The organism is Natrinema ejinorense, from assembly GCF_002494345.1.
In the GTDB taxonomy this organism is placed as follows: domain Archaea; phylum Halobacteriota; class Halobacteria; order Halobacteriales; family Natrialbaceae; genus Natrinema; species Natrinema longum.
Window position 1 is genome coordinate 15,201 of sequence record NZ_NXNI01000003.1, and the last position, 22,300, is coordinate 37,500.

The window sequence follows — 22,300 nt, forward strand, 5'->3', positions numbered from 1 at the left end:
TCACCGCGGTACGGGAACCCTTATTCGTGACACGTTCCTGTACTGGAATGTGGCCCGAGAAGTTGTTTGCGTTACGACCGACGACGCATCGATCCATAACGACTGCCGATGTATTGAGACGATCGGCTACCAGATCATCGAGGATAATACGTGGACAAAAACGCCAGCAGAGGTCCACGAAAGTATCGAGGATGGCAAAGAGTACTACGTCGAGCACAACGGCTCGAAAACCTACCTCGAGCCAGCCGAACGAAACGGGACGAAGTACGTTCGCACAGAGCCCAACGACACGAGCAGGGACAACCTGCTCCAGCAGCCGAGTTGCTGAGCGGCCACCGACTATTCTTCCGGCACGAGCCACTCGTCCAGTTCCTCGAGCGCATCCTCACGAACAACCAGATGATCGTATTCGTAGTCGTTCAACACACCGAGGGCGGGTTTGCGAAGTGTGACGAAGAAATGGGTCTCAGACAGCGGCACGGTTTCGCCAGTGGCCGCACAGACGCGTGAGCCGCTCTGGTTGGTCGTCCGCCGGGCGACCGTCGAGACCTCCCACTCAGCGTCGCGATCGGGCGGCGAGCGACCACGAAAGCGTTTGGTTCGGGACTGCTGGTCAGAATCAGACATAGCGAACAGCTAGGCCTGGATCGTCGTAGTTCCACCGGCACAAAAGCGAGGATGGGTGCCGTTCACCTGCTTTCGGTCAGCCTGAGAGCCAACCAGATGGGCGGTCACTCTCCAGACAAATATTGATTGGGAGACCTTCACACAGTGTGCAACGAGGAGACGGTCGAAGGACTACGACGGCTGATTTCGGATCTCACACGGCACGCAGAGACCCATCTGTCGAAGGTGTCCTTATCCGTATTACATGTCTATTATTCAGATAGGATTCCGGCCCGTGACACATGCGATCCCCGCCGGAATCGGTGATTCGAATGAGTACGGACCGACAGACGACGACTGCGATCGCACAGGCACAGCCCACCAGCGACCCACTGGCCGGCCTCGGCAGTGACGAAGTCCTCCGGTGTCGCGACCCCGAGACCGGATGGACGTGGTTCTACGCACTCGAGACGAACCCCGATCTCGAGCCCGAACCCAACACCGAGTTGGCCCGCTTGCTGTGGCACCATCGCGTCGACGGGCGGCCGGTCCCGGTGCGCTATCACGAACGCGACGGCTTCGAGCCCGAATTGGTGAGTCGGACCGACGTCGCCGAAGTCGTCGGGAGCGAGTACATGCGCGTTGCGAGGGTTGGACAGCGCCACCTGGACCTGCGACGGGGTGGTGACGATGGGTGATGGTGTGGTATCCTCGAGCGGTACTGTACGCGTACCTCGGTACTCGAACGCTCGAGTCAAGGAGTATATCCGAGAAGGGATGCATGAGGACCAAGAGCGGGTCAAGGTCATCCGTGATAGGACGGTTCTGACGGGAACCCTGACCGGCGAAGGAACGTCGGAGATGACGCACGAGCAGACGTTGGCTGACTTCCCCGCGACCCACGCCTACAACGTCATGCACGCCCTCGCAGATCACTTCAACTGCGAGGTGGTCGAACGATGAGCGGTACAGAACGCGACCGCATCGAACTTGAGAATGGACTCTACGACCGTGTGGACCTGCGTCTTCAGGATGTTATCCACGCGCTCAACAATGACGATCCAGAGGGCGCTATCGTCAACTTGCATGAAGCGCAGAACGAACTGCTGAAGAAACATCCAGAGATCCCGAGGGTTCACGTAACCGTCCCTGCTCCGAACATCGAGCGCACAGAAGATTCGGACACTGAACGGGGTGAGACCGATGAGTAGCGAGATCGATCGGCCGGAACGCCGAACCAAACCCGCCCCGAACGGCGACACGATCTACGAGGCCGGCGACTGTCGATTCGTGTCCTCGTCGTCGGGGACTGTCCACGAACGCGCTGCGTGCGACCACGGCGAGTACGAATACGAATATCACCCGAAATGCGGCCAGCGGTTGCCCGCCGGGTCGCTGTGGTCCCATGTCGATGCCGAGAATCCTGCCGAGGCCGTGTTGAAGTACGACCTCGAGCCCTGTGGGAAGTGTCTCAAGAATAGCTACCGGCTGAGTAACTACAGGAGCGCGATCCACAGTTCGCTCGCGTACTCGTCGCCGGCGGACGTGCCCGACGATGTCCTTCGACGGGCAGGTCTCGAGCGGTACATCGACGGGGGTGACGATGAGTAGTCCCGTCCTTGCCCCCGACGCGACGATGACCGCCCACTGTGAGGACTGCGACTGGGAGTACGAACGCTCGCTCGAAGCCGGCGACCTCTCGCCGACAGAGAACCAGGAGATCGCCGAACGCGTCGTCCGCTCGCATCGCTACAAGTGTGCGACGACGGACGACGAGTGGGGCGAGACGGCGACCGTCGAGTTCGACGCAAGCGGAGGTGGCGGGGTATGAGCAACACCACGAACGAAAAGGGCGACCGGAACGAACGCGAAGCGGCCGATATCCTCGGTCGCGTCTACGGTAAGGGCAACGTCGACAAGGTCGACGCCTACTCGAATACGGACCCACTCGGATTCGTCGACGTGCTCGCCGCTAAAGATCCGTGGCCCGTGCGGTTCGTCCAGGTGAAAACAAATCGCTTCCCACCGAAACAGCAACTCGAGTACGCGGCGACGGTCGACAAGTTCGACGAGTCGGTCACACCCGAGGTGTGGGTCCGCGTCGATCGGGACGGGTGGCGCATGTACGAGTTCGTCGGCGAACCTGACGAGTGGAACTGCTATCTCGAGATGGACACGTGCGACTACGAGGAGACGGTCGAAGCCTTCCGCGAGGCCGTCGGCTTCTACGGAGGTGGCACGTAGATGTCCTCGAACGAGTGTCCTGCCGACACACTTCCTCACCGACGCGACCGCCTGCTGGATAGCCCGCCAACCGAACGCGTGACCTACCGGGAACGCACGGGCACGCTCGAGGCGATCGACGCCCTGGTCGATCGTGGAGAGTACCCGAATCGGAGCGCGGCGCTGCGTGCGGCGACGCGACAACTCGTTTCAGCGGAACTGCGGGGTGGTGACAATGCCTGAATTCGAGGACTATTTCGTCGACTCCGAGGCCTCCCGTGAGGGCTATCTCTGGAAGTACTACGACAAGCACGGGCAGCCCCAACTGACGTACAACCCGAATACGGTCACGTTTCTGCACGACGTGTTCGGCCACGAGTATACGATTATCAGCGGTTTCGAGAGTGATTCGGAATGACCGACCGATCCAACACCAAGTACGGCGACCAACTCGAAGACCACGAGTGGGACGACTCCGACAGAGAAACCGAACCGGACGCCCTCGATCGCACGTCGGTCGTCGACCACACGATCGACGTGATCTACACGACCGATCCGAGTGAAACGAGAGGCTACGGTCGCGAGAAGTACTCGGCGACGATTCGGTACGACGACGAGACCGGCGATCCGTACATCCTATTCGTCGTCAAACACCGCTGGAAGGGCAACTACTGGCGGGACGTGACCGATCTGGATTGGCGGGATACGCCCGACCCTGTCCGCGAACAGATTGCGGCCGCCCTGCCGGTCGACGGCCCCGACGCGCTGGATTCGGGGTCGCGGTTGATCGACGAGGGCGGCGAGAGTCGGTGGGAGAAGTACCACAAGCCCCGCGTCGAAGCGACGAGCGGCGGAGAGATGTGGGGCGTGAGTTCGCTGAAAGAGGCACTCGAGCGCGCCGAAGCCGCGGCCGAGCAGTTCGATGGCGGGAGCGACGCCGAAGTCCGCGCCGAGAGCGTCGTTGACGAAATTCGGGATTCAATCGAAGAAATTCAGGTGAGCGACAGTGAGTGAGCGACAAGACCCACTCGACGATCTCGAGCGCCCGACGCTGGCCGAGAAGGTCGGACCCTATCGAGGTTACGGCGACACCGAGTTGGCGCTGTCCCTGCTCGTGTTTCACCAGAAGTTCGCTGTCGCGGTCGGTGCACTCGGCTCACCAGCCGATCGGTTGACGTTCGACGTGCGGTGTCGGCCCGCCGATACCGGTGCGGATTACGTCTGTGAACACTGCGAGGAGGCCGTACGTGGCGTCTCGCGGCCCGATGGTGACGTGTTGTCCTGCCCGCTATGTGGCGAGACGCCGGGAATGGTAACACTTGGACGGGGTGTTGAAAGCGAATGACTGAGCCGAAGCCGATCCGCCGCGTCGAAGACGTCGCGGGCGGCGTCCGCGTCGTCACGCGCAACCTCTCGGACCTGTACGACTACCGATCGGCCAGCATCCTCGAGCGCGAGTATCCAGGTCTGTTCGTGACGTGTGTCCCCGCAAAGGGTGGCCCCGAGAAAGTCCGAATCGCCAGCGCCGCCCGCTACGGCGACGGTTCCGAGTGGCAGATTCACGGCGCGAACGGGATCTATGCAGAGGTGTCGATCGACGAGCGCGAGCTGTCCGACGCCGAACGCGCCTACTGTGACGAGCACACACTCTACCAGGACACCGAGTCGGTAGTCGAATTTTCGATGCCCCACCCCGGGGAGATTCGGGCGGCGATCGCCGACCACGACCTCGCACGAGTCCACTGTCTTGAGGCCGTGATCGAAGACCATGACCGTCGCCACGACGTGCTCAGCGAGATGCAAGAGCGGATCGAGAGCGAGCGTGTGCGAGCGAATCAGTTACACCCACGCGAGGGGATTCTTACTGACGTGGCCCCGGAGTGGGACCCTAAAAACGACCACAACGACGGGAAGACTCGCGAGAGTCTGTACGATATGGCCCGCTCGCGGAAGGACGCTCACAAACAGGATTTCGAGTCCGTCGCCGGCTTCGAATACTGGGCGTTCTGGTACGCCCGTTCGCGGGTGCTTGACTGGTACGAACCCGATCTCGAGCCGTGGGATATCATTGGCCTCGACGTCGTCGGGAAGGGCGACTGGACCTACTGTCGGGAGTGTGGTGCGGTTGCTCCTGGTGAGACGTTCCTGCATGTCGACCTCGAGCGTATCGATCGGACGCGCCGGGTCTGTGAGCGGTGTGCGGATCTGAACGCCGACTCGGACCACTGCAAGACCTACACTCCAGAGAACGTCGCCGAAGCGCGAGATGAGCGGGCACAGCGCGAGGGCGGTCAGCGAAACCTGAGCGGTGAGTACTGAGTCTACGAGTCGCGACGCGCTTCGAGCATGAGTTCGGCGATGCGCTCGGGCTGTTCGATTCCGAGTTTGACAAGCGCGTCATGAAGCTCGCGCGTTTCTTCGTCGACGACGTCCGCCTCCGCGAGCTTCGGGGCGATCGTCGTCCGGAACGTCTTCTCAAATTCGTCCCATGTCTCGCCACGAGCATACAGCGGTTTCTGTCGGACCGCGCTGTATTCGAACGCTGGCCCCGTCTCAGACGGGTCGCTCTCGAGTGTATCGGCGATCTCTCGCTCTGGGTCCGACCCGGCCACATCCTCGCTCTCCGATGGTCCCTTGCGTGGCGTCGTGTCAGGAGCCGTGTCGTCGTCCTCACTCTCGAGGTCATCAAACGGGTTGCTCATCGGTCGATCCCTCCGTTCGCGACGATATCGGCGAGTTCGTCGTAATAGGGTATCTGGTCGCACTCTGGGTCGTAATCCTGCAGTGGCTGATTGTCCTGCAGCGATCGGGAGAGTGCCGCTCGGTGTCGAATTCCTGGTAGTGGTGCCTCAATCTCCTCGCGATCGATCTGTTCGAACTCATCGGCTGTGATTCGAGCGAAATTCGGAACTGTTTCTTGGAGTGGCTGTCCGGGGTTGACCTCGTAGCTGGCCGTGTTCAGGTTCTCGAGCAGCTCGCGATCTTCGGTCTGTTGGTCGATCTGGTCGGAGAGTTTGTTCGGCACAACCGCGAGCACGTCGACATCGATGTACTCGCGTGCGGGCTCGATGAGTCGTTCCATCGTCCGCTTGTAGCCGCCGATCGCACTCGAGCCGGGTTCAATCGGGATCATGACGTTGCCCGTCGCGACGAGCGCATTGTTGTTGAGCATTCCCGGATAGGCCGGGCAGTCGAACACGATGTACTCGTACTCGTCGCCAAGCAGCGGGTCGACGATCTTCGATTTGACTCGTGCGGACCCTTGCATCGCGCCTGCGAGGTCTTTCTCGACATCCTCAAGCGTGTTCGACGACGGCAGGAGATCGAAGCCGTACTCGGTCGGTTGGATGAGGTCGGCGGGCGTCGCCGTTCCCTCGAGAATCACGTCGCCGAGATTTACGTCGCCCTGGTATGCATCCTCGAAGCCGAGGCCGTTGGTCGCGTGGCCGTTCGGGTCGAGATCGGCAAACAGGACATCGCCCCGCTCTGCGAGCTGGCGGGCAAGATTCATCGAGGTTGTGCTCTTTCCAACGCCGCCCTTGAGAATGACGACGCTAACCGCACGCGAATCGTTCGTAGCTACCATATTGTGTGACTCCGCCCACTGCAGTAGGCACAATAGGAACCTATTGTGCCGAGTACTGTTTCAGCAGGCGATGTAAGCATAATTCGGCAGGCCCTTAGTTCTACTGTAATAGGTACAGTAGGTACCTCAGCTAAGGTAGCTACTGTAGCTATTCCACCTATTGTAGGTAGAGTATGTGCAGTAGGCACTCGAGATAGTGTAGGAGTCACAGGCGGCAGAGCCGCCCCAGTTGATGCTGGTATTTGGCAGCCGGTCGAGACCGGCACTCGAGAGTAGGAGAGTCGTAACCAAAGGCGTTGTGTACAGCGGTCGCCCCAACGATTGGTCGGGACGGGAAACCATTCTAAACGACTGGGAATCGGGTAGAAGTTGATAATCGCCGGCCCGAACAAGACAATGTCGTGTGCACCCACGCGACATGCGATCCAATTACCTACCGACACCCTGCGATGATCCAGGCGGCGGGCACGACCCACCCACCCCACCCGCCGCCAGACCATCCGCGATTTGATTCTCGAAATCTGAATAGCGTGCACTCTCCGGCCCAGTTTTGATGCGGTGTGGTGGTGAAATCCTATCTGTCGCGTGATTCCTGTGCGCGACAACCGTACCGAGTGCTCTGTCATCCATGACTGGTCCCACCATCCCACTCGGTATTTTGAGACACTGTATATGAAGTGAAACCACTAGGGGCAACTCAACACGTCTCGGAGACGCGAGTAGGAGCGAACGTGAGCCGTTTTCGCGCCCCGAAAGTCACACCCTCGAGTCGCCACCCGGCGCGTCGCATGAGTGTCAACAGGTCGTTCGTAGCGGTGTGAGACTGCCACGTTTCCTCGAGACACTCGATTTCGATCGTCGTCGGTCGCCACCCCTCATCGGCACCGTCGACGTGGACGAACAGGCCCTCGAGCGAACAGAGCATATTCACAAGCTCTTGCATCGTCGGATCGTCGTTCGCGGCTTCGAGGGCTTGCTCGAGTTTCGAGGGGGCGGGCTTCCACGTGAACAGTTTCGTGGTAGGCTCGAGCGGGTAGACCGGTCGGTCGTCCGATTCGGTCATAGCGGGCTGTCACCCCGCGGGATGAACTGCAAGCACTGTGGGCGGTCGTCACGGTCGGCGTCGGCGAGGATGCCGTAGGCCTGGTCCTCGTCGTAGGCTCCGACATCGGTCGTCTCCCACACGTTGTCGTCGTTGTTGACCTGTACGCAGCCATACCAGCGGCCGTCGACCCATGCGAGATACTCGACCGACCACCAGTACTCGCGGGTGACGCGGGCGACGAGTTGCGGGTCGCTCGAGGTTCGAAGGCGATCGGCCTGCGATTCGATTTCGGGATTCCGCTCGAGGTAGTCCGATTTGGTGATTCGTTTCATGGCTCGTAGGGCGTTGTCTCGAGTCTGATTTCGAAGTCCCACGTCACGGCCTCGGTCGGCCCGAACACGCGCTCATGCTCGGCGTCGGTCGGGCGTTCTTCGATCGGGATCTCCTCCTCGGTCATGAGTGTCGTGACCGACGGCTCGTGTGGGTCGTCGGCTTCGAACATCGGTGTCGGCGATTGGAAGACAAGTCCGCTCGGCGCACCGAAGTCGCCGTCGAAGCCGATCGCGAACTGTTCCCCAGAGAGCGACATCATGAGGTCGTCGTTGAAGTACGCCCGCACGTGCCCGTCGGGCGTCGGATACCAGTCGTCCGCATGGGCGACGTTTCGATCCGCTTCGACCGGCGGGAGGTCGTGCATGTCCCACACCGGCGGAAGGTCGTCGGTCTCACTCATGGCTGTCCCCCATATTCTCGAGTGCGGCCGTGAGCATCCCGCCGCCGAACATTGCGACCGGGAGCGCACAGACGCCGACCAGCAGGCCACGTCTCCAAGTCCGTGAGCGGGTCGCAGCGACGAAGCCAACGCCGAAGGCAAGCCACGCGATTGTGGCGACATCGGTCTCCGAAAGCTCGTCAGTGCTACTCATCGCAGACCACCTGCTCGCCGTTGTTCTTGGCGTCGACGGCTCGTGCGAAGTTGGCGATCGCCTCGGCGGGCGAGAAGCCCCGCGCCTCGAGCGTGGCGTCGTCCTGTGTCGCGACGTATTCCCGGCCGTCTTCGAAGACAGCGATCGTATAGTGGCCGTCGGCGTCGCGGATATCGCGGTCGGCTTGCGGTGCAACGTGGGCGAAGTCGTCGGGTCGCTCGGGGATGGTTTCGGTCATGATTACGCTGGCACCTCCGCGTCCGTCGCGGCCTGGATCTCGACTGTCTCGACGTGATAGACGTCGTCGTAGAGCATATCCGAATCGACGGTTCGCTTCCACTCGAGCGTCGGGTCGCGATTGCGACCCTCGGCTTCGTCGTCTCGTTCCCACCGAAGGGTCCGCGATGGGCCGTCGATTGCTTCGGTGATGAGTTGTCCATCGCCGACCGATTCGATCGGTCCCATGAGTGTCGCCGGCCCCTTTCCGGCGATCACGATTCCGTCGCCGGGCCCGAGTGACTCGAGGAGATCGATGTACTCGGCGACCTGTCGTGGATCGGGTCGCCACCCAGCGCCGTGGCCTTCGAAACACCGTGTTTCCGGTGGGTAGCCCGACGAGCAGTAGACAGCACCACACGTCTTGCACAGCCAATCGATGTTCGGAAAGTCGTAGTCGTCGGTCGTTGCGAGAATCATCCCACTTTCACCTCGCCGACCTGTTCGGATGCTTCGACGCGGCGGACCTCGGGCTTCGATCGAACCCACTCGATCGCCTGTTCTTCAGTCGCGTCGGCTTTGGTGAACGTCTCGTAGCGTTCGTCAGAGGTCGCCTGTGAATCGGGCACGACCGCCTGGATTTCATACTCGGGGAGTATCACGAACGACTCTTGGTCGGCGGCGTGATCGACCGGCACAAACGCCGCGTCCATCAGGTCGAATATCTCGCCCCAGTCGTGGCCCTCGTCGCGGAGTTCCTCGAGCACGCCACGGAACGGGTTGTCCGCGGGGATCTCGTCGAACACCTCCGCGTCGGGGACGGTGATCGCTTCGGCCTCCGTGGTTTCGGGGTCGGGGAGTCGATCGTCGGTGCTCATTCCGAATCAGCCTCCTTGAAATTCGGTGCGAGGACGAACCACATGTGCTCCGTCTCGACTCGCAGCGGGTAGTCCTCGCCAAAGCGCAGCGTCACCTCTGCGCGTGGCGAGAGCGCAGCCGCGATATCGGTCAGGTAGTCACTCGCGTAGCACGCGGCCACATCCGGTCCGTCGACGGTCGCAGTCCCATCCAGATCGAACGTGTACCAGTCGCCGTCCACGCGAGTCGCGACATCCACCCAGTCGTCGGTCGTCGATAGTCGAACGGGCTGGCTCGAGGGACCGGCCACGCCACCGACAGCAGCCTTGAATCGGCTCGCCGGAGCCGTCACGGTCGTCGGGTACTCGGGTTCGTCCGGCGCGGCCATATCTCGGAGCGAAGTGCGGTCCCGGAGTGGCACGTAATCGATGTACGACGCCGCCGAGACAGTCAATTCGTCCTCGCCGTCCCGAAGCGTCAGCGTTTGCGTTTCGGGATCATCGAGTTCGATCACACCGCGGTTGAACGCGCTGTGTTCAACGGCGATCGTGACCGCCTCGTGGTCCGTTTCGTATTCGACCGGGATCGAAACGCCGCCCGCGATGACGTGTGCCGCGTCGGTGATCGTCGCCTCGATCGCGTCGGCTTCGAAGCGGAGTGGGTAGGCGTCGACGAACTGACCGAGCGCACCCGTCGCGCGGGTGAGTGCGTTGGTGTTGACCGTCGCCTCGAGTCGGTACTGGTACATCTCGAGTCCGCGCGAGAGTGGTTTGGTGGCGCTCATAGATGGATTTCTGCCATATGTTCGTGGTGTTGTTCGGGTGTCGCACTCGTCTCGTCGCACAGCACGCAGTCGATCGATTCGGACAGTTCACGCCTCACGGATCGACACCTCGTCAGTACGATCGTCGGTATGCCGGTAGAATGTGAACCAGTAGTCGCCGTCGCCCCACCGCCATTCGCTATCGGCGACGCTCGATCCCATACCCGTACTCGTCTTCATGACGAACCGGACGCCGTCGAGCGTGAACGTCCACGGCAGTTTCTTGCCCGCGGCGAGTTTCTGGCCGAGATTCGGGACCGTGCTGCTCTCGACTTCGACCCGGCCCGCACCCGCGTACTCGGCGGCGACTTCGCGTTGGGCGTCGGTGAGTCCGGGTTCCATCGCGCGGTCGTACTCGGTGGTGTCGATCTCGGCGTCGCCGTCGACGACGGCGAATAGGTTCTCGAGGGCGCTGCCGAGCGTCGGGCCGTCGATGGTTTCGGTCGACATTACGCACGCACCTCCACATCCGGGTTGTCGGTCGAATCATGGTCGGGGTGGACCGTTCGAAGCAGGTCTGCAAGCCCCTCGAGTTCGCCGTCCGAAAGCACAACTCTGTGGTGCAGGCGGTCTTTCTGTATGTCGAGTTCCCACGTGTCCTCTGCCGTCGGCGGGGCGGCATCGATCGCAACCGACCCGCCGTCGATCTCACAGTCAGCCGGTTCGGAGTTGGCCGCGACTTTCGTGACGAGTGCCAGCACGCTCTCGAAGTCGTGGCGAGACAGTCGCAGTTCGCCGAAGCTGTGTTTCGTCGCGACCTGGATTCGTGCGGGGAAGTCGTCGTCCGAGTCAGTCAGCACCGGGCCAGCCGCGTTGTAGTCGGCGTCAATCCGGTAGACGCTCATGCATCCACCTCCGTACCGGACTCGAGATTCGTATGTTCGATCACGGTTTTGTTCGCCCGGAGATAGTGGGTTTTCGAACTGTAGACGAACGGTCGAATCGTTCCGTCGTCGCCGGTCGGCCAGCGCTCGAGCACGAACCGCGTCTCGGTGTCGAGTTGGTCGGCATCGACGCCTGCATCCTCAAAGTTGACTGGGTGGGGCACCAGTGCGGGGAGCACGCGGGCCGCCGTCTCGGATAGGTCCTCGTCGTCGCGCTGGTAGGCCGTCAGCAGGTCGTGGGCGTCACCCTCGAGTTCGATCGTTGCGGGCATTACGCATCCCCTTCCGGGAGCCGTTCGGCTTCCCACTCGCGGCGTTCCTCGAGTGCCTGTCGACCGGCGTCGGTCAGCTCGTAGGAGTTGGTTCGGTCGTCGATCTCCCCCTTTTCGACGAGGCCGTCATCGACGAGTGCATCGAGATTCGGGTACAGCCGCCCGTGGTTGATCTCTTTGGCGTAGTAGGCCTCGATCTCAGCCTGAACATCCTGGCCGCTGGCCGGGCCAACGTCGGCGATCACGAACAGCAGGTCGCGTCGGAAGTGCGGGTATTCAGGGTACTTCGGGTTCTCATCGGTCGTCGTCTCGGTCTGGCGTTTGGCGAGTGCCATGTGTCATCGATTGATGTTATATAGTAAGACCGTCTCGCCGACAGACTGGTTTCTGAGAACGAAGGTCGCAAAACAGCCGCGTGTGACGCTACCGCCAGTCTTCGAGATCAGCCTCAGAACTGGTCCATCAATTCCTCGGTCCGCTCCTTGCGCGCTTGCTGTTCGTGGATTTCGCGGACGTTCTCGAGGTGGAAATCGATTTGCTTCCCCGGGCCGGTCCCGTCGGTCGTCACGATCCCACGCTCGGCCAGTGGCCTGATCCCCTTCTCGATATTCGAGTCCGACTGGATATCGATGTCACGGGCGATATCTTCGCGTGTAACCGGGCCGCCACGACGGAGAACCCCAGCGATGACCGCCCGGACATACCGCGGGGAGCCCTCGTCTTTGGCCTCCTCGATCGCCACTTGGACGTACTCGTCGTCGACGAACGATTCGTAGTCGTCCGGTGCGTCGACGGTCGGCTGGTTGGTCTCGAGGTCCGCGATGCGCTCTTGTGCGGCTTCGTACTTTCGCCGCCACTTGCCCGACTCGTCGCCGGTTGTGACGCCGACGGCTTCCGCGAGGCGTTCGGTCGCTTCGCGAGCCGTCTCGAGGTCGGCGTCGGTCGGCCGGTCGGCCAACTCCTCGCGGAGAGATTCGACTTCAGACTCTAACCCGGCGATCCGATCCTCCCGTTCTGCGAGGTCGCGCTCGAGTCGATTCTTCTCGGCGACGAGCTGTTCGACGTTTTCGCCGGGGCCGTCGTCGGACTGGCCGTTTTGAAGGGCATCGGCCATCTGCCCCGCGAGATCGCGCAGGTCGCGAGCGTTCTCGAGTTCCTGTTCCAAGTCGTCGATTCGTTCCTCGCGGTCCGCAAGCTCTCGCTCGAGGTCAGCGATCCGATCCTGCCGGCGCTGTTCTTGCTCGCTGATTTCCTCGAGATCGGCGACGAGATCGTCACTGATCGATTTCAGTTCGGGACGGTCGAAGTCCTCGAGTCCTGGCGTCGCACCCGCGTCGAACGTGCGCTTGCGTCGGAACTGCACCCGCTCGATGCGCTCGCCCCAGTCGGTTTGGACGAACGCCTCACCATCGTCTAACTCGGCGATCGCGTCGCGGTAGTCGTTCCCGAGAACGCGCCCAGCAACCTTCGTATCGTTATCCCACGTGAGCCGGTGCCAGACGAGCCAGTTGGCCTGCGTAATGAAGTCCTTCTTGACATCGGCGGGCCGCTGGCTGATCCCGACGAGGCCGAGGCCGTGTTTGCGGCCACGCTTGGCGATCTTGACGAGCATCTGCCCCGTCTCATCGAGACCGCCCGATTCGGGGATATACTCGTGGATCTCCTCGACGACCAGCAAGAACGGCTTTTTCAGGCGTTTCTCTTTGGCGAACAGGTGCCGGGCCGTCTCCCGGATCAGGTCGTTCGCGTCGTCGGCATCCAAAAACCCAGAGACATCGAGGATGATCGGAACGTTGTCCTCGAGTGCCAGCATCGCCAGTTTTTCCGCGTGTTCAGGCCCAACGCGGAGGTCACACTGTTCGTCCGCCCCGACATGGAGTAGTTCGTACTGCTCTTTCAGGCCGTAGTACTCGCCGTCCGTATCGACAATCAGTGTTGGGTAACCCGCCTCAAGGAGTTCTTCGATCACGACGCTTGCGGTGTTGGACTTTCCACTCCCGGATTTGCCGGTGATGAACGCACGGCCCGTGAGTACTTCGACCGTCGGAAGCGAAAAGTCGTTCTCGCCGACGGGGAGCTGTTCGTCCATCGAATCGTCGGTCGGCTGTTCGGTTTCCGTGTGCATGGGTTATCGCCACCCCGTGAGGTCGCAGGCGTCGGCAACGTCGATCGTGAGCCACGTCGTGAGCACGCCCGGTTCGGTATCGATCGGCGTCACCGCGTACTCGTCCGGGTGGTGATCGTGTTCGACCAGGGCGTGCTCGAGGGTGTAGTCGGGCAGAGCGGGCTGTTGGGGCTCGAGGTCGTCGCAGCCAGGATACTCGAACGGGTCGGATTCGTTGCTACTCACAGTCAATCGCCTCATGTAGATCAGCTTTCGACCATCGTTTTCGGCCGCTATAGGCAGCGTCCCGGCGGGCAGTCAGTTCCCGCCGGGCGGCTTCGAAGGCCAGCGCCATGCCCCGGTGGACGTCGTCGTCCCGATCGGCATGGGCATCGACCCACTCCTCGAGTTGATTCACGACTGGTGGGAACACCGCGGCCCGGTGGGGATCGGCGTGGCGTTTGCGAGCGCGGATCGCCGCGGATACGTCGTCCCGATCGGGCAAGTCGACCTCGTAGTAGGTCTCGCCGTCGATCTTGGTCGGATCGGCGTACATCGCTCCCACGGGCGCGTAGTTGCAGAACGTGATCTCGTTGCGTCCCGCGCCGTCGGACGTATCGGTCGCCATCGAGACGCCGAGATAGGCGACGTAGCTACCGTCGGGGAGTCGTTCGACTGCGTGGACGTACAGCCGATTCCCGAGTCGAAGCGACGCGATACCGCGGAGTTTCTCGAGGTCGGCGATCACCGGCGGGTCGCCACGGAGATCGACGTGTTCGGGGACGGTCATTCTAACACCTCGCTGGGTTCGTCCTTCCGAACGAACCCGATCGATTCACCACACTTCGAAACTCGCCGAACGCCTCTTTCGCGGTCTCGACAAGTTTGTCGACGGATTCCTCGCGACCTTCGCTCTCGATTTCGAACGACTGACAGCCGTTCGGACAGCCCGCGACGACGACGGTTTGCTTCCGATCGGTTGCGTGACGATGGTCGCTCATTCGCTATCACGCACCATGTCCGTGCTGAATGGTCGAACACGGGGAGACCCTAACCAAGCAGGGACTACGGGGATATTGACAGCCGATTGCAGGAGTGATATGAGAGCCACACAGAAAGCAAACCGAATTGTGGCCGTCTGTACCGACTGTAGTTCGACGTACGCTGCTCGCCTCTGGCCAGATGGAGAAATTCGGTTCATTGGAACGGGGGCAGACTGTCCCTGTGGCGGGACAGACCTTCGACAAATCAAGTGATCACTCCCGTCGCTACTCATTGTGATCACACTCTATGTCGCGTTGCCGTTCAGCATCCCTACTTCGCGGAGGATTCAGCCGCTCAGCGAGTTCCTCTAACTCGCTCGGGATCTCCTCAACCGGCATCTCCCGGATCTCGTCGACGCGATCTGCTAGCGACTCGTCGATACCTCCGAGAGTAACTGTCTCGGATCTCGCCGTGTTTATCGCCCCTATCGGCTGTTCCTCGCCCCCGATGTAGATCTCAGCCAACATTGGGATGTGGCGGTCCTTCTGGAATATTTTGAGTTGGGTGCCATTGATATCGATTGTCGCTCCGTCGGCAGCGTTGCTCGTGACCTGGACATCCATCTGACGATGCTTCTCGAACGACCGTTCCCAACTGCCGCGGTCAGTATCGTCGCTACTCATTCCGAATCGGCCTCCTCGAGTTCGTCGACGGCCTCGAGCGCCGATTCGAGATTCGCCCGGACGTTTCCCCAGTTCTCGTTTCGCGACTCCGAGACGACCGTCCGAAGGTGATTCGAGAGTCGGTCGTCATCGATCGTCCGCGGGTCGTACACCTCGTCGTGTGCCTGCCACGCGTCTTGGAGATCGCCGAGCCACTTGCGCTGGTTCTCGGTCAGCCCGTGGCGTTCGATCTGTTCCGCGCCGTACGTGTCCGGCGTCGCGTACAGGTACTCGTGGCGATTCTTCTCGAGTAGTTGGATCGCCAGGTAGTACACCGGACCGTCGTAAATCTCGTCGAAGCGGTCGGCGTGTTCGCTCGTAATCTCGCGGGGCATTGCCCGCCCGTGGCCGTCGCGACGAGCGGTGATCGCCTGTTCAACTTGGGCGATCGCCCGGTTCGTGTTCGCGAGCGTTGTGCAGAGATCCGAGTGGGCCATCCGAAGCGAGGCCGTCGGACCCGCGTTCGATTCTATCCCTGCGAGTTGGGAGACGGCTTTCGCAGCGCGTTCGTTGACCTCCGCAACGCGATTCTGGGCGTACTCGAGGTCCTGTCGATCGTCGGTGTCTTGGTGGCTCATTGGATGTACCTCGGGTTCTCCTCGTTTTCGTCGCCGTGCTCGAGCTGGTAGATCGCCTTCCGAACGTCCGCGTCGTCGGCTTCGATCATGCCCGAACCCTCCGTTCCTCGCGGTCGTCGGTCTCGGTCGATAGATCCAACTCGTCGGGGTCCATCGCCGCGAGTTTGTCTTGGGCCGACTCCTGGTGCAGTCCAAAGCGGTGCAGCCGCTCGGCGACCGTCTCCGAACTGACCTGTCCGTCGCAGGCCGTCTCGGCGATTTCGGTGGTCGAGTAGCCCCGCTCGTCGTAGAGTTCGGCGAGCGCCCGGTAGTCGTCATGCGGTTGCAGGTGGCCCGCCCGTCGCAGTCGATCGGCCACTGCCGAGCGCTCGAGACCGAGGTCGATCGCGATCTCGAGTGGGAAGTAGCCCCGCTCGTAGAACGTCGCGAGTTCGTCGTCGGTCCACCCATCGTCGCCGGTGAGTTTCACGAGTCGCGTGTCGACGTCGTCGTCGTCGTCGAGTTCGTCGGGTCGGCAGCCCTCGGTGTCGGAAGTGCCGGGATCGGGGAACGCGGCAGTGTGATCGTAGGCCGAAAGCGTCAGTTGGTCGTCGGTACTGTCGGTCGGGGTTGGGTTGCGTGTCGCCATGGGTCGGGTCGTGTGCTGGGTGGTCATCGGTCCGATTCTGCCGGAGTGCCGCCATCAGTGAATGCGGTAAGACTCGTCTCGCCGTCCTCGAGTAGCCGGTCGGGTTCGTCGACCGTGACGCCGATCCGTTTCTGTGCCAGCGCCACGTAGTCGGGGTTCAGTTCCGTCCCGATGAACCGGCGGCCGAGACGCTTGGCGACGAGACAGGTTGTGCCAGCACCCGCGAACGGGTCGAGGACGATCCCGGACTCGGTCGTGTCAGTGTTGCAGTCACAGGCTTGCTCGAAACCGTCCGGTTCGGTTTTCGTCGTCGCGAACTCGCGGAAGTAGCCATCCAACACAGCTTTCGCTTCGGCCGCGAGTTCTTCGACTCGAGACGTGTTGTTGCCCGTGCCAGTCTGACAGTTCTTCCCGTGGCCGGCGTCGGCGAATCCGAGTGCGCGGGAGGCTTCAAGATGTTCCGGCGTCAGATCGGAGCGGTGGTAGAGTTTGAGCGCGCGTTTCAGTTGCGGTCGGTCAACATCGTCGGGTGAGAGGTCCCACGGCTCGATCTCCTCGGTCGCACGGCGGTAGGGTGTTCCACACTCCGCGCAGACCTCCGGCGGGCACGAGAGTCTAACCGCCCGCCGCGGGAGCGCTTCGGGAAAAGTTGCGAAGTGAGCTTCTGGGTACGGTTTCGGGTAGATTTCCCACACGTCCGGGACAGGTTTGCCGTCAGGATTCACACCGTAGGTATCGTACCAGTAGCCGTCGGCAGGTACGAGGTGGTAGATCATCTCATGGCTTTTCGTCGCCCGATCCGTGACGGGTTCGGGAACGCCGCCGCCCTTTTTCATCCAGACGATATCATTGCGGAGTATCCAACCCGCCTCGAGTAGTGCGAGCGAAACGCGCTGTGGGATCTGAAGTTTTGACTTTTCGGGGACGCCAACGCCGCGCTTGTCCTTGACGTCACCACCAGTCTCGGTTTGGTGCGAGCCGTTGATCATACTCGTCGAGTCGTCGCCCGGATTGCCGCGTGGTTTCGACACATACGAGTCGCCAAGATTGAGCCACCAACTTCCGTCGTCGCGAAGGACGCGCCTGATTTGGTCGCCGATCTCGACGATCGAAGCGACGTAGTCCTCTGGCGCTGGTTCTTGACCGAGTTGGTCTGCCATATTGTAGTCTCGGAGTTTCCAATACGGCGGGCTCGTGACCACGCAATGAACCGAAGACTCGGGCATCTCCGCAAGTCGGTCGGCGGCGTCGCCTTGATGGATGTCGTTCGTGTAGGCGTCGATCTCGGTGGTCATCGGTCCGATCCCTCCGGAGTGCCGCCGTCGGCGCGGGCGCGGTCCCACGACGGCGCGTCCGCAACCGTCGTGTAGGCCGTTTTTGGGCTGTACTCCCCGCCGAGGCGAACCGTCTCACAGACGAGGTCGATCTCTTGAAGATCGTTGAGACACCGGTAGGCCGTCGCGTTCGAACAGCCGAGTGCGTCCTCGAGTTCGGTGGCAGTCAGCGGCCCGTCGGCACGCTCGAGGGCGATGTATGCACGGGCGCGGTTCGGTTTCACGAACGCCAGCGCGTCGGGGAGGTCGCCGCGGCCGTCGAACTCGTCGGAGGTTGGAACCTCAGTCATCGCTCTCGATCACCTCCGAGTACTCAGGGACCTCAGCGTCGGGGTCGGCTGTGACGCCGCCACCGAACGTCGACAGGCTTGGCGTCTCGTCGACCAGGAGATGCCGGCACAGCGCCCGGGCGAGGTTGACCGGGACGGCGTTGCCGATCTGTTCGGTGACGGCCTTCTTGGTGCCGCCCGCGAGCTCGTAGTCAGCCGGGAAGCCCTGTGCCTGTTTGAGTTCGTCGGGCTCGAGCATCCGGTAGCGCACGTCGAGTCCGTAGGGGAACACCTCGGGGACACACAGCGCGAAGCGGTCCCGTTTCGTAACCGTCGGGAGTGGATCGACGACGTCGTTCGGCGTCGCGTTGCCGTAGTACTCGACGAGGAACGGTTCCGGCGTCGCAAGGCAGGCGGGTGCAGATTTCCGCGCCGTCACCGTCATAAGTGGTCGGTCCACCCTGCGGGTTCGCGGAGCCTGTCCGCTGAAGCTATTGTACAGCGGGCAGAGATACGGACTCGAGAGTGCGAACGCGCCGCCCTTCTCGGTCGCGATCGTCGGCAGGACATCGTCCGTCGGGTCCCGCAGCGCCCCGCCATGTGAGTAGTGGATCAGCGTCGGCGTCACGAGGTGGCCGTCGTGGTTGCTCGCCGTGACCGTGTGCAGTGGGCGCGAGTCGGCCTCGTACAGCGGGTTCGAATGGAGGCCGCGGCGCGCACCGTTGCGCGGCTTGATGAGCGGCGTCGCCTCCGCGGTCGCCACGGAGATCGCGCCCTTCGTCGCGACGGTCGGGAGTGGCCGGTCTGTCGCCGCCGGAACGCCACCGGACTGCTGGCGAAGGCAGAACGTCTCCGGGCTCGAGAGTTGCAGTTTTCCACCCGTCGCGACGGTTGGGGCCGGTCGTTCGGAGACATCGCGAGCGACCGAGTTGCTGTGCTGTCCGAGTATCTGCGGCGTCGCGAGCGTCGTCCGGCCGCCCGGAACACGCACGAGGAACGGTCGGTCGACGGCCGCTGCGACCGTCGCCGCGTGTTCGGCTGGAACGACCGTCTCGCGAAGCGCTCGGAGTTCGTCCTTGCCGATCGTCTCGAGGGCGTCGGCCAGTGGCGTCAGTCGGTCGTCGCAGTGGCGTCGCAGACCCTCGGCGATACGGGCCATCGTGTTCGTCGAGAGTGGCTGCACACGCGGGTTCTCGAGATCCCGCGTCCACAGCGAGTCGCCAAGATCCGACCAGTCGATGATATCTGCCGCGGTTCGGCGATCGGGCTTGTCGGGATCGCCGTTGACGTGCGTCGGTTCGGGTGCGGTCGGTCGCGTGTCCTTCGAGCCCATGATGAACAGGCGCTTTCGGGACTGTGCCTCGCCGTAGTCGGCGGCGTTCAGGACCGATCCGTAGTCCTCGTCTTCGTCGTCGTACAGCACCGAGTAGCCAAGCGCCTCGAGCATCCCGATCCAGCGCTGGAAGATCGACCCATCGCGGGTGGACTGGCCGTCGACGACAGGAGCCCAGTCGCGGAACTCGGGGACGTTCTCGAGGAGGATATGCTCGGGCTGGAGGTGTTCGATCCAGTGCAGGACGTGCCACCCGCTCGCGCGTTTCTGTTCGTTGACCGGCTTCCCACCGCGAGCCTTGGAATGATGGGTGCACGAGGGGCCGCCGACCAGGAGGTCGACCTCGCCCGGCGAAACGACGTCCGGCGGGTGTAGTTCCTCGATTTTGGCGTGGTAGTGTTCGGCCCACGGGTGGTTCTGTTCGTGCGTGGCAATCGCCGGTTCCCAGTGGTTGACTGCGTGCAGTTCGACGTTCTCGGCGAGCCACCAGTGAACGCGGGTGTGACTCATCGTGATCTCGGTGGGTGTGAGTCCGGTTTCGTGGGCGATCGTCTCCGCGTGCGTGTCGATGATCGCCTTGACGAGTCCCGTCGAGAGTCCGCCAGCGCCTGCGAACAGGTCGACCGCGACGAACGTGTCGGTCATCGCAGCCCTCCGTCAGGCAGGACAAGCGCCTGTCGTGCCCTTCTCGTCGATTCAGGCAGGTTCGGGAGTTCCGTGAACTGCCGTCGGACGCCGTCCTCACAGCGAAGATACGGCTCGGTCTCGTTTCGATAGGCAGCGCTCTGTTTGAAAAAGAACGCCGCGCCGACGCGCCGGCACGCATCCCGAATCGGCCAGACCCACTCGTGAGCCATGTCGCGGTAGTCCGGGCCGGACTCGCCACCGACGATCGCCCAGTCGATCCCCTCAAGGGATACGTCGCCGACCGGCCCGATCAACGGCTCGAAGCTCACGAACCGCGTGTGAGCGTCCGTCTCGCGGAGCATATCGATGCGGTCGGTCACGCGGTCGTCTTCGACCGATGTCCCCATCCAGACGTTTTCGGGCCACTCGAGTTCCATGTGGGCCGCCCGTCCGGGGCGCTTCGTCAGCACCTGAAAGACGTGTTCCGGGCAGTTTCGCATGACCGCAAACACGTCCCGGATGAACGACTCGGAGACCTCTGCATGGAACAGATCGCTCATCGAGTTGACGAAGATCCGCTTCGGTTCGTCGAGTTTGTAAGGCTCCTCGAGTTTGTCGGGGCGCTCGGTGACGTTCTCGGCGGCGTGCTCGTTGGTCCACTCATGATCGGTGTGGTTGTACTGGCGGCTGATTCGTTCGGCGTAGCAGTTCTCACAGCCCGCCGAGACCTTCGAACAGCCGTGGACGGGGTTCCACGACTCGTCAGTCCACGCGATGTTGGTATCGCTGTTCATCGGAGTCCCCCGCCGGCGTTGGCGGCTTCACGTGCCAGATGTCGATTATCAGTACAGTCGGGACAAGCGTTCGCAGTATCGCTGTTGTCCCCTCGTCAGTCCACGCGATGTTGGTATCGCTGTTCATCGGAGTCCCCCGCCGGCGTTGGCGGCTTCACGTGCCAGATGTCGATTATCAGTACAGTCGGGACAAGCGTTCGCAGTATCGCTGTTGTCCCCGAAGACACGGGCAAACTGTTGGGTGACCTGCGCGCCACAGTTCTGACAGCGCGGCGCGGTCGTCGTAGACTCGGTCGTCGGCGTCCACCGTGGACGATCAGTGCTCATCGTTCGCCCTCCGCGTCGAGTTCGGTCGCATCCCACGGCTCTGGCTCGGCGTCTTTCGGCTGGTAGAGCGGATGCACCGGGTGGCCTGCTTTCGTCGTGTCAAGCGCGTAGAGGTCCGTCTCGAGAGATTTAGCCACTGCTCGAGCGCGGTCCTGTAGCGAGCCGTTCGCACCCCACGCGGCGACGACCTGCGCGGCGTCGGTGCACACATCCCGAAGGTGGTCGTCGTTGTCTGGACCGATCGGGTTGGGATGGTCACGAAGGTTCGACGGGTCGGGCGTGCGGAGGCCGAACAGATTCGCGACGACGAGCGAGCCGTAGCCCCAGTCCTTGGCGAAGCCAAGACAGCGCCGGATCGTCGGGTCGTCTTCGGATGCATCCGCCGTGCTCGGGTTGAGCATGAGGAACGCGACGGTCGGCTTCGCAGCGTCCCAGGTGCGCGTGAGTCGGTAGCGGTACTCGCCGTCGTCGCTCAGAACCGCGTCGCTTCGGTTGTCTTGGAGTAGGGGTGAGTCGTCGGTGCCGCCGTCGGCCCGAAGCTCCCGATCGTCGCTCGGCGGCGTTCGCTGCCAGTCGGTCGATTCGCCGCAGGTCAGACAGCGCCCGCTCGGAGCGTCGTCGGAGTGGACGTGGCGATGTTCGCCACAGTCGGGACAGTACCAATCGGTCGGTGGGGTGCCGCCGTCGGTCATGACGACCGGCTTCGTCTCGACGGTCTCGAAGTCGGCCGTCTGGAGGTAGTGCTTCGTGTCCGTTTTGGCGTGGGTCCAAACGTGCTCGCACTCGAGACACATCACGTTGTATTTGTCCTGCTGTTGCAGCTCGCCGCCGCAGTCGCGCGGGCAGTCCTCGCCGTCCCAGAAGTACCCGCCACCGTCGGTCACGAGCCGTTTCTCGTCAGCGGTCGCCGGTCGGTAGCCGGGTCGTTTCTGGCCGTCGTCCTCGAATCCCCAATCGCGCTCGAGGTCGCCCTTGTCAGCGAGATCGCGGAGACGGCCCTTCGCGGTCTCGGGGACGATCGGGAGTCCGGCAGCGACCATTTCGGCCGTGACGCCGCCGGCCGCGAGCGTGTCGCCGTTCTCGTAGCACTCCCTGACGCGCTCGCGGAGTTCGGCGTCAGAAACCTTCTGCGTATTGTAGTGATTCGGGTGGCGATCCATC

General features: G+C 62.4%; 39 protein-coding genes. 12 read left to right on the forward strand and 27 right to left on the reverse strand.

The genetic code is table 11. The annotated features are described in order from the left end of the window. The first annotated feature begins 49 nt into the window (after window positions 1–49). On the forward strand, window positions 50–328 hold the full coding sequence (locus CP557_RS22750) for a DUF3892 domain-containing protein (RefSeq protein ID WP_169924438.1): 279 nt from the start codon (window positions 50–52) through the stop codon (window positions 326–328). Window positions 329–339: 11 nt separating this feature from the next. On the opposite strand, the gene CP557_RS21620 is transcribed toward CP557_RS22750, so the two are convergent. Then, a complete protein-coding gene (locus tag CP557_RS21620; RefSeq protein ID WP_097382100.1) occupies window positions 340–627 on the reverse strand; it encodes a hypothetical protein in 288 nt (95 codons plus the stop codon). Window positions 628–938: 311 nt separating this feature from the next. Between CP557_RS21620 and CP557_RS21625 the strand changes: the two genes are divergently transcribed. From CP557_RS21625 to CP557_RS21675, 11 genes are all read left to right on the forward strand, one after another. Next, a complete protein-coding gene (locus tag CP557_RS21625) occupies window positions 939–1,304 on the forward strand; it encodes a hypothetical protein (RefSeq protein WP_097382101.1) in 366 nt (121 codons plus the stop codon). Between the two features lie 79 nt (window positions 1,305–1,383). Further along, entirely contained in the window at window positions 1,384–1,569 is a 186-nt protein-coding gene (locus tag CP557_RS21630) for a hypothetical protein (protein WP_097382102.1), read from the forward strand. Continuing rightward, a complete protein-coding gene (locus CP557_RS21635; protein ID WP_097382103.1) occupies window positions 1,566–1,817 on the forward strand; it encodes a hypothetical protein in 252 nt (83 codons plus the stop codon). The genes CP557_RS21630 and CP557_RS21635 overlap by 4 nt, the downstream gene beginning before the upstream one ends. Beyond that, window positions 1,810–2,217 carry a hypothetical protein gene (locus CP557_RS21640; protein ID WP_097382104.1) on the forward strand — a complete coding sequence of 136 codons (408 nt, stop codon included), beginning with the start codon at window positions 1,810–1,812 and terminating at the stop codon, window positions 2,215–2,217. Before CP557_RS21635 ends, CP557_RS21640 begins: the two co-directional genes overlap by 8 nt. Next, window positions 2,210–2,437: a hypothetical protein gene (locus CP557_RS21645; RefSeq protein WP_097382105.1), complete on the forward strand. Its 228-nt coding sequence runs from the start codon at window positions 2,210–2,212 to the stop codon at window positions 2,435–2,437. Before CP557_RS21640 ends, CP557_RS21645 begins: the two co-directional genes overlap by 8 nt. Then, the gene (locus CP557_RS21650; protein WP_097382106.1) at window positions 2,434–2,850 is read left to right on the forward strand and encodes a hypothetical protein; all 417 of its coding nucleotides are present in this window, start codon (window positions 2,434–2,436) and stop codon (window positions 2,848–2,850) included. The genes CP557_RS21645 and CP557_RS21650 overlap by 4 nt, the downstream gene beginning before the upstream one ends. Continuing rightward, window positions 2,851–3,072 carry a ribbon-helix-helix domain-containing protein gene (locus CP557_RS21655; RefSeq protein ID WP_245853155.1) on the forward strand — a complete coding sequence of 74 codons (222 nt, stop codon included), beginning with the start codon at window positions 2,851–2,853 and terminating at the stop codon, window positions 3,070–3,072. Beyond that, window positions 3,065–3,247 (forward strand): hypothetical protein, encoded by a 183-nt coding sequence (locus CP557_RS21660; protein ID WP_097382107.1) that lies wholly within the window; start codon window positions 3,065–3,067, stop codon window positions 3,245–3,247. The genes CP557_RS21655 and CP557_RS21660 overlap by 8 nt, the downstream gene beginning before the upstream one ends. Beyond that, complete coding sequence (locus CP557_RS21665; RefSeq protein ID WP_097382108.1) at window positions 3,244–3,843, forward strand: hypothetical protein; 600 nt, start codon at window positions 3,244–3,246, stop codon at window positions 3,841–3,843. The genes CP557_RS21660 and CP557_RS21665 overlap by 4 nt, the downstream gene beginning before the upstream one ends. After that, window positions 3,836–4,174, forward strand: a complete 339-nt coding sequence (locus CP557_RS21670; protein ID WP_097382109.1) for a hypothetical protein — start codon at window positions 3,836–3,838, stop codon at window positions 4,172–4,174. Before CP557_RS21665 ends, CP557_RS21670 begins: the two co-directional genes overlap by 8 nt. Next, the gene (locus CP557_RS21675; RefSeq protein WP_097382110.1) at window positions 4,171–5,148 is read left to right on the forward strand and encodes a hypothetical protein; all 978 of its coding nucleotides are present in this window, start codon (window positions 4,171–4,173) and stop codon (window positions 5,146–5,148) included. The genes CP557_RS21670 and CP557_RS21675 overlap by 4 nt, the downstream gene beginning before the upstream one ends. Before the next feature lie 2 nt (window positions 5,149–5,150). Here the strand turns inward: CP557_RS21675 and CP557_RS21680 are convergent, their stop codons facing one another. The 26 genes from CP557_RS21680 to CP557_RS23210 form a co-directional block, all read right to left on the reverse strand. After that, entirely contained in the window at window positions 5,151–5,531 is a 381-nt protein-coding gene (locus tag CP557_RS21680; RefSeq protein ID WP_097382111.1) for a hypothetical protein, read from the reverse strand. After that, window positions 5,528–6,415 (reverse strand): ParA family protein, encoded by an 888-nt coding sequence (locus CP557_RS21685; RefSeq protein ID WP_097382112.1) that lies wholly within the window; start codon window positions 6,413–6,415, stop codon window positions 5,528–5,530. Before CP557_RS21685 ends, CP557_RS21680 begins: the two co-directional genes overlap by 4 nt. A gap of 697 nt (window positions 6,416–7,112) precedes the next feature. Then, window positions 7,113–7,478, reverse strand: coding sequence for a hypothetical protein (locus tag CP557_RS21690; RefSeq protein ID WP_097382113.1), 366 nt, complete (start codon window positions 7,476–7,478; stop codon window positions 7,113–7,115). Then, entirely contained in the window at window positions 7,475–7,792 is a 318-nt protein-coding gene (locus CP557_RS21695; protein WP_211290276.1) for a hypothetical protein, read from the reverse strand. Before CP557_RS21695 ends, CP557_RS21690 begins: the two co-directional genes overlap by 4 nt. Beyond that, window positions 7,789–8,193 (reverse strand): hypothetical protein, encoded by a 405-nt coding sequence (locus tag CP557_RS21700; RefSeq protein ID WP_097382114.1) that lies wholly within the window; start codon window positions 8,191–8,193, stop codon window positions 7,789–7,791. The genes CP557_RS21695 and CP557_RS21700 overlap by 4 nt, the downstream gene beginning before the upstream one ends. Further along, window positions 8,186–8,386: a hypothetical protein gene (locus CP557_RS21705; protein WP_097382115.1), complete on the reverse strand. Its 201-nt coding sequence runs from the start codon at window positions 8,384–8,386 to the stop codon at window positions 8,186–8,188. Before CP557_RS21705 ends, CP557_RS21700 begins: the two co-directional genes overlap by 8 nt. Beyond that, complete coding sequence (locus CP557_RS21710; RefSeq protein WP_097382116.1) at window positions 8,379–8,624, reverse strand: hypothetical protein; 246 nt, start codon at window positions 8,622–8,624, stop codon at window positions 8,379–8,381. Before CP557_RS21710 ends, CP557_RS21705 begins: the two co-directional genes overlap by 8 nt. A gap of 2 nt (window positions 8,625–8,626) precedes the next feature. Continuing rightward, window positions 8,627–9,082 carry a hypothetical protein gene (locus CP557_RS21715; RefSeq protein ID WP_097382117.1) on the reverse strand — a complete coding sequence of 152 codons (456 nt, stop codon included), beginning with the start codon at window positions 9,080–9,082 and terminating at the stop codon, window positions 8,627–8,629. Next, window positions 9,079–9,480 (reverse strand): hypothetical protein, encoded by a 402-nt coding sequence (locus CP557_RS21720; protein WP_097382118.1) that lies wholly within the window; start codon window positions 9,478–9,480, stop codon window positions 9,079–9,081. The genes CP557_RS21715 and CP557_RS21720 overlap by 4 nt, the downstream gene beginning before the upstream one ends. Further along, window positions 9,477–10,244, reverse strand: coding sequence for a beta clamp domain-containing protein (locus CP557_RS21725; RefSeq protein ID WP_097382119.1), 768 nt, complete (start codon window positions 10,242–10,244; stop codon window positions 9,477–9,479). Before CP557_RS21725 ends, CP557_RS21720 begins: the two co-directional genes overlap by 4 nt. 87 nt (window positions 10,245–10,331) lie before the next feature. Then, window positions 10,332–10,733: a hypothetical protein gene (locus CP557_RS21730; protein ID WP_097382120.1), complete on the reverse strand. Its 402-nt coding sequence runs from the start codon at window positions 10,731–10,733 to the stop codon at window positions 10,332–10,334. Next, complete coding sequence (locus CP557_RS21735) at window positions 10,733–11,128, reverse strand: hypothetical protein (protein WP_097382121.1); 396 nt, start codon at window positions 11,126–11,128, stop codon at window positions 10,733–10,735. Before CP557_RS21735 ends, CP557_RS21730 begins: the two co-directional genes overlap by 1 nt. Next, the gene (locus CP557_RS21740; RefSeq protein WP_097382122.1) at window positions 11,125–11,439 is read right to left on the reverse strand and encodes a hypothetical protein; all 315 of its coding nucleotides are present in this window, start codon (window positions 11,437–11,439) and stop codon (window positions 11,125–11,127) included. The genes CP557_RS21735 and CP557_RS21740 overlap by 4 nt, the downstream gene beginning before the upstream one ends. Beyond that, window positions 11,439–11,774 (reverse strand): PadR family transcriptional regulator, encoded by a 336-nt coding sequence (locus tag CP557_RS21745; protein ID WP_097382123.1) that lies wholly within the window; start codon window positions 11,772–11,774, stop codon window positions 11,439–11,441. Before CP557_RS21745 ends, CP557_RS21740 begins: the two co-directional genes overlap by 1 nt. A gap of 113 nt (window positions 11,775–11,887) precedes the next feature. Further along, the gene (locus CP557_RS21750) at window positions 11,888–13,528 is read right to left on the reverse strand and encodes an ATP-binding protein (protein WP_097382171.1); all 1,641 of its coding nucleotides are present in this window, start codon (window positions 13,526–13,528) and stop codon (window positions 11,888–11,890) included. A 39-nt stretch (window positions 13,529–13,567) separates the two neighbouring features. Next, complete coding sequence (locus CP557_RS21755; RefSeq protein ID WP_097382124.1) at window positions 13,568–13,789, reverse strand: DUF7511 domain-containing protein; 222 nt, start codon at window positions 13,787–13,789, stop codon at window positions 13,568–13,570. Continuing rightward, entirely contained in the window at window positions 13,782–14,333 is a 552-nt protein-coding gene (locus CP557_RS21760; protein WP_097382125.1) for a hypothetical protein, read from the reverse strand. The genes CP557_RS21755 and CP557_RS21760 overlap by 8 nt, the downstream gene beginning before the upstream one ends. A 478-nt stretch (window positions 14,334–14,811) precedes the next feature. Further along, on the reverse strand, window positions 14,812–15,210 hold the full coding sequence (locus CP557_RS21770) for a hypothetical protein (protein ID WP_097382126.1): 399 nt from the start codon (window positions 15,208–15,210) through the stop codon (window positions 14,812–14,814). Further along, window positions 15,207–15,827 carry a hypothetical protein gene (locus CP557_RS21775; RefSeq protein ID WP_097382127.1) on the reverse strand — a complete coding sequence of 207 codons (621 nt, stop codon included), beginning with the start codon at window positions 15,825–15,827 and terminating at the stop codon, window positions 15,207–15,209. Before CP557_RS21775 ends, CP557_RS21770 begins: the two co-directional genes overlap by 4 nt. A gap of 85 nt (window positions 15,828–15,912) precedes the next feature. Further along, a complete protein-coding gene (locus tag CP557_RS21780; protein ID WP_245853163.1) occupies window positions 15,913–16,455 on the reverse strand; it encodes a hypothetical protein in 543 nt (180 codons plus the stop codon). Between the two features lie 23 nt (window positions 16,456–16,478). Next, window positions 16,479–17,750 (reverse strand): DNA-methyltransferase, encoded by a 1,272-nt coding sequence (locus tag CP557_RS21785; RefSeq protein WP_097382129.1) that lies wholly within the window; start codon window positions 17,748–17,750, stop codon window positions 16,479–16,481. Beyond that, a complete protein-coding gene (locus tag CP557_RS21790) occupies window positions 17,747–18,079 on the reverse strand; it encodes a helix-turn-helix domain-containing protein (protein WP_097382130.1) in 333 nt (110 codons plus the stop codon). The genes CP557_RS21785 and CP557_RS21790 overlap by 4 nt, the downstream gene beginning before the upstream one ends. After that, window positions 18,072–20,036 carry a DNA cytosine methyltransferase gene (locus CP557_RS21795; RefSeq protein ID WP_097382131.1) on the reverse strand — a complete coding sequence of 655 codons (1,965 nt, stop codon included), beginning with the start codon at window positions 20,034–20,036 and terminating at the stop codon, window positions 18,072–18,074. Before CP557_RS21795 ends, CP557_RS21790 begins: the two co-directional genes overlap by 8 nt. Next, entirely contained in the window at window positions 20,033–20,812 is a 780-nt protein-coding gene (locus CP557_RS21800; protein ID WP_097382132.1) for a DUF5131 family protein, read from the reverse strand. The genes CP557_RS21795 and CP557_RS21800 overlap by 4 nt, the downstream gene beginning before the upstream one ends. Window positions 20,813–20,935: 123 nt before the next feature. After that, window positions 20,936–21,139: a DUF7563 family protein gene (locus tag CP557_RS23205; RefSeq protein WP_097382133.1), complete on the reverse strand. Its 204-nt coding sequence runs from the start codon at window positions 21,137–21,139 to the stop codon at window positions 20,936–20,938. Continuing rightward, a complete protein-coding gene (locus CP557_RS23210; protein WP_245853165.1) occupies window positions 21,136–22,299 on the reverse strand; it encodes a DUF1643 domain-containing protein in 1,164 nt (387 codons plus the stop codon). The genes CP557_RS23205 and CP557_RS23210 overlap by 4 nt, the downstream gene beginning before the upstream one ends. Between the last annotated feature and the right edge of the window lies 1 nt (window position 22,300).

Bases quoted from the DNA above. Each gene is read 5' to 3' on its own strand.
- CP557_RS21620 (WP_097382100.1), bottom strand. From the start codon at position 627: ATGTCTGATTCTGACCAGCAGTCCCGAACCAAACGCTTTCGTGGTCGC.
- CP557_RS21680 (WP_097382111.1), bottom strand. From the start codon at position 5,531: ATGAGCAACCCGTTTGATGACCTCGAGAGTGAGGACGACGACACGGCT.
- CP557_RS21720 (WP_097382118.1), bottom strand. From the start codon at position 9,480: ATGAGCACCGACGATCGACTCCCCGACCCCGAAACCACGGAGGCCGAA.
- CP557_RS21650 (WP_097382106.1), top strand. From the start codon at position 2,434: ATGAGCAACACCACGAACGAAAAGGGCGACCGGAACGAACGCGAAGCG.
- CP557_RS21750 (WP_097382171.1), bottom strand. From the start codon at position 13,528: ATGGACGAACAGCTCCCCGTCGGCGAGAACGACTTTTCGCTTCCGACG.
- CP557_RS21635 (WP_097382103.1), top strand. From the start codon at position 1,566: ATGAGCGGTACAGAACGCGACCGCATCGAACTTGAGAATGGACTCTAC.
- CP557_RS21760 (WP_097382125.1), bottom strand. From the start codon at position 14,333: ATGACCGTCCCCGAACACGTCGATCTCCGTGGCGACCCGCCGGTGATC.
- CP557_RS21740 (WP_097382122.1), bottom strand. From the start codon at position 11,439: ATGCCCGCAACGATCGAACTCGAGGGTGACGCCCACGACCTGCTGACG.
- CP557_RS21770 (WP_097382126.1), bottom strand. From the start codon at position 15,210: ATGAGTAGCGACGATACTGACCGCGGCAGTTGGGAACGGTCGTTCGAG.
- CP557_RS23205 (WP_097382133.1), bottom strand. From the start codon at position 21,139: ATGAGCACTGATCGTCCACGGTGGACGCCGACGACCGAGTCTACGACG.
- CP557_RS21710 (WP_097382116.1), bottom strand. From the start codon at position 8,624: ATGACCGAAACCATCCCCGAGCGACCCGACGACTTCGCCCACGTTGCA.
- CP557_RS21775 (WP_097382127.1), bottom strand. From the start codon at position 15,827: ATGAGCCACCAAGACACCGACGATCGACAGGACCTCGAGTACGCCCAG.
- CP557_RS21715 (WP_097382117.1), bottom strand. From the start codon at position 9,082: ATGATTCTCGCAACGACCGACGACTACGACTTTCCGAACATCGATTGG.
- CP557_RS21800 (WP_097382132.1), bottom strand. From the start codon at position 20,812: ATGAACAGCGATACCAACATCGCGTGGACTGACGAGTCGTGGAACCCC.
- CP557_RS21790 (WP_097382130.1), bottom strand. From the start codon at position 18,079: ATGACTGAGGTTCCAACCTCCGACGAGTTCGACGGCCGCGGCGACCTC.
- CP557_RS21735 (WP_097382121.1), bottom strand. From the start codon at position 11,128: ATGAGCGTCTACCGGATTGACGCCGACTACAACGCGGCTGGCCCGGTG.
- CP557_RS21795 (WP_097382131.1), bottom strand. From the start codon at position 20,036: ATGACCGACACGTTCGTCGCGGTCGACCTGTTCGCAGGCGCTGGCGGA.
- CP557_RS21745 (WP_097382123.1), bottom strand. From the start codon at position 11,774: ATGGCACTCGCCAAACGCCAGACCGAGACGACGACCGATGAGAACCCG.
- CP557_RS21700 (WP_097382114.1), bottom strand. From the start codon at position 8,193: ATGAGTGAGACCGACGACCTTCCGCCGGTGTGGGACATGCACGACCTC.
- CP557_RS21780 (WP_245853163.1), bottom strand. From the start codon at position 16,455: ATGGCGACACGCAACCCAACCCCGACCGACAGTACCGACGACCAACTG.
- CP557_RS21665 (WP_097382108.1), top strand. From the start codon at position 3,244: ATGACCGACCGATCCAACACCAAGTACGGCGACCAACTCGAAGACCAC.
- CP557_RS21645 (WP_097382105.1), top strand. From the start codon at position 2,210: ATGAGTAGTCCCGTCCTTGCCCCCGACGCGACGATGACCGCCCACTGT.
- CP557_RS21785 (WP_097382129.1), bottom strand. From the start codon at position 17,750: ATGACCACCGAGATCGACGCCTACACGAACGACATCCATCAAGGCGAC.
- CP557_RS23210 (WP_245853165.1), bottom strand. From the start codon at position 22,299: ATGGATCGCCACCCGAATCACTACAATACGCAGAAGGTTTCTGACGCC.
- CP557_RS21725 (WP_097382119.1), bottom strand. From the start codon at position 10,244: ATGAGCGCCACCAAACCACTCTCGCGCGGACTCGAGATGTACCAGTAC.
- CP557_RS21695 (WP_211290276.1), bottom strand. From the start codon at position 7,792: ATGAAACGAATCACCAAATCGGACTACCTCGAGCGGAATCCCGAAATC.
- CP557_RS21705 (WP_097382115.1), bottom strand. From the start codon at position 8,386: ATGAGTAGCACTGACGAGCTTTCGGAGACCGATGTCGCCACAATCGCG.
- CP557_RS21640 (WP_097382104.1), top strand. From the start codon at position 1,810: ATGAGTAGCGAGATCGATCGGCCGGAACGCCGAACCAAACCCGCCCCG.
- CP557_RS21685 (WP_097382112.1), bottom strand. From the start codon at position 6,415: ATGGTAGCTACGAACGATTCGCGTGCGGTTAGCGTCGTCATTCTCAAG.
- CP557_RS21730 (WP_097382120.1), bottom strand. From the start codon at position 10,733: ATGTCGACCGAAACCATCGACGGCCCGACGCTCGGCAGCGCCCTCGAG.
- CP557_RS21690 (WP_097382113.1), bottom strand. From the start codon at position 7,478: ATGACCGAATCGGACGACCGACCGGTCTACCCGCTCGAGCCTACCACG.
- CP557_RS21625 (WP_097382101.1), top strand. From the start codon at position 939: ATGAGTACGGACCGACAGACGACGACTGCGATCGCACAGGCACAGCCC.
- CP557_RS21660 (WP_097382107.1), top strand. From the start codon at position 3,065: ATGCCTGAATTCGAGGACTATTTCGTCGACTCCGAGGCCTCCCGTGAG.
- CP557_RS21655 (WP_245853155.1), top strand. From the start codon at position 2,851: ATGTCCTCGAACGAGTGTCCTGCCGACACACTTCCTCACCGACGCGAC.
- CP557_RS21630 (WP_097382102.1), top strand. From the start codon at position 1,384: ATGCATGAGGACCAAGAGCGGGTCAAGGTCATCCGTGATAGGACGGTT.
- CP557_RS21675 (WP_097382110.1), top strand. From the start codon at position 4,171: ATGACTGAGCCGAAGCCGATCCGCCGCGTCGAAGACGTCGCGGGCGGC.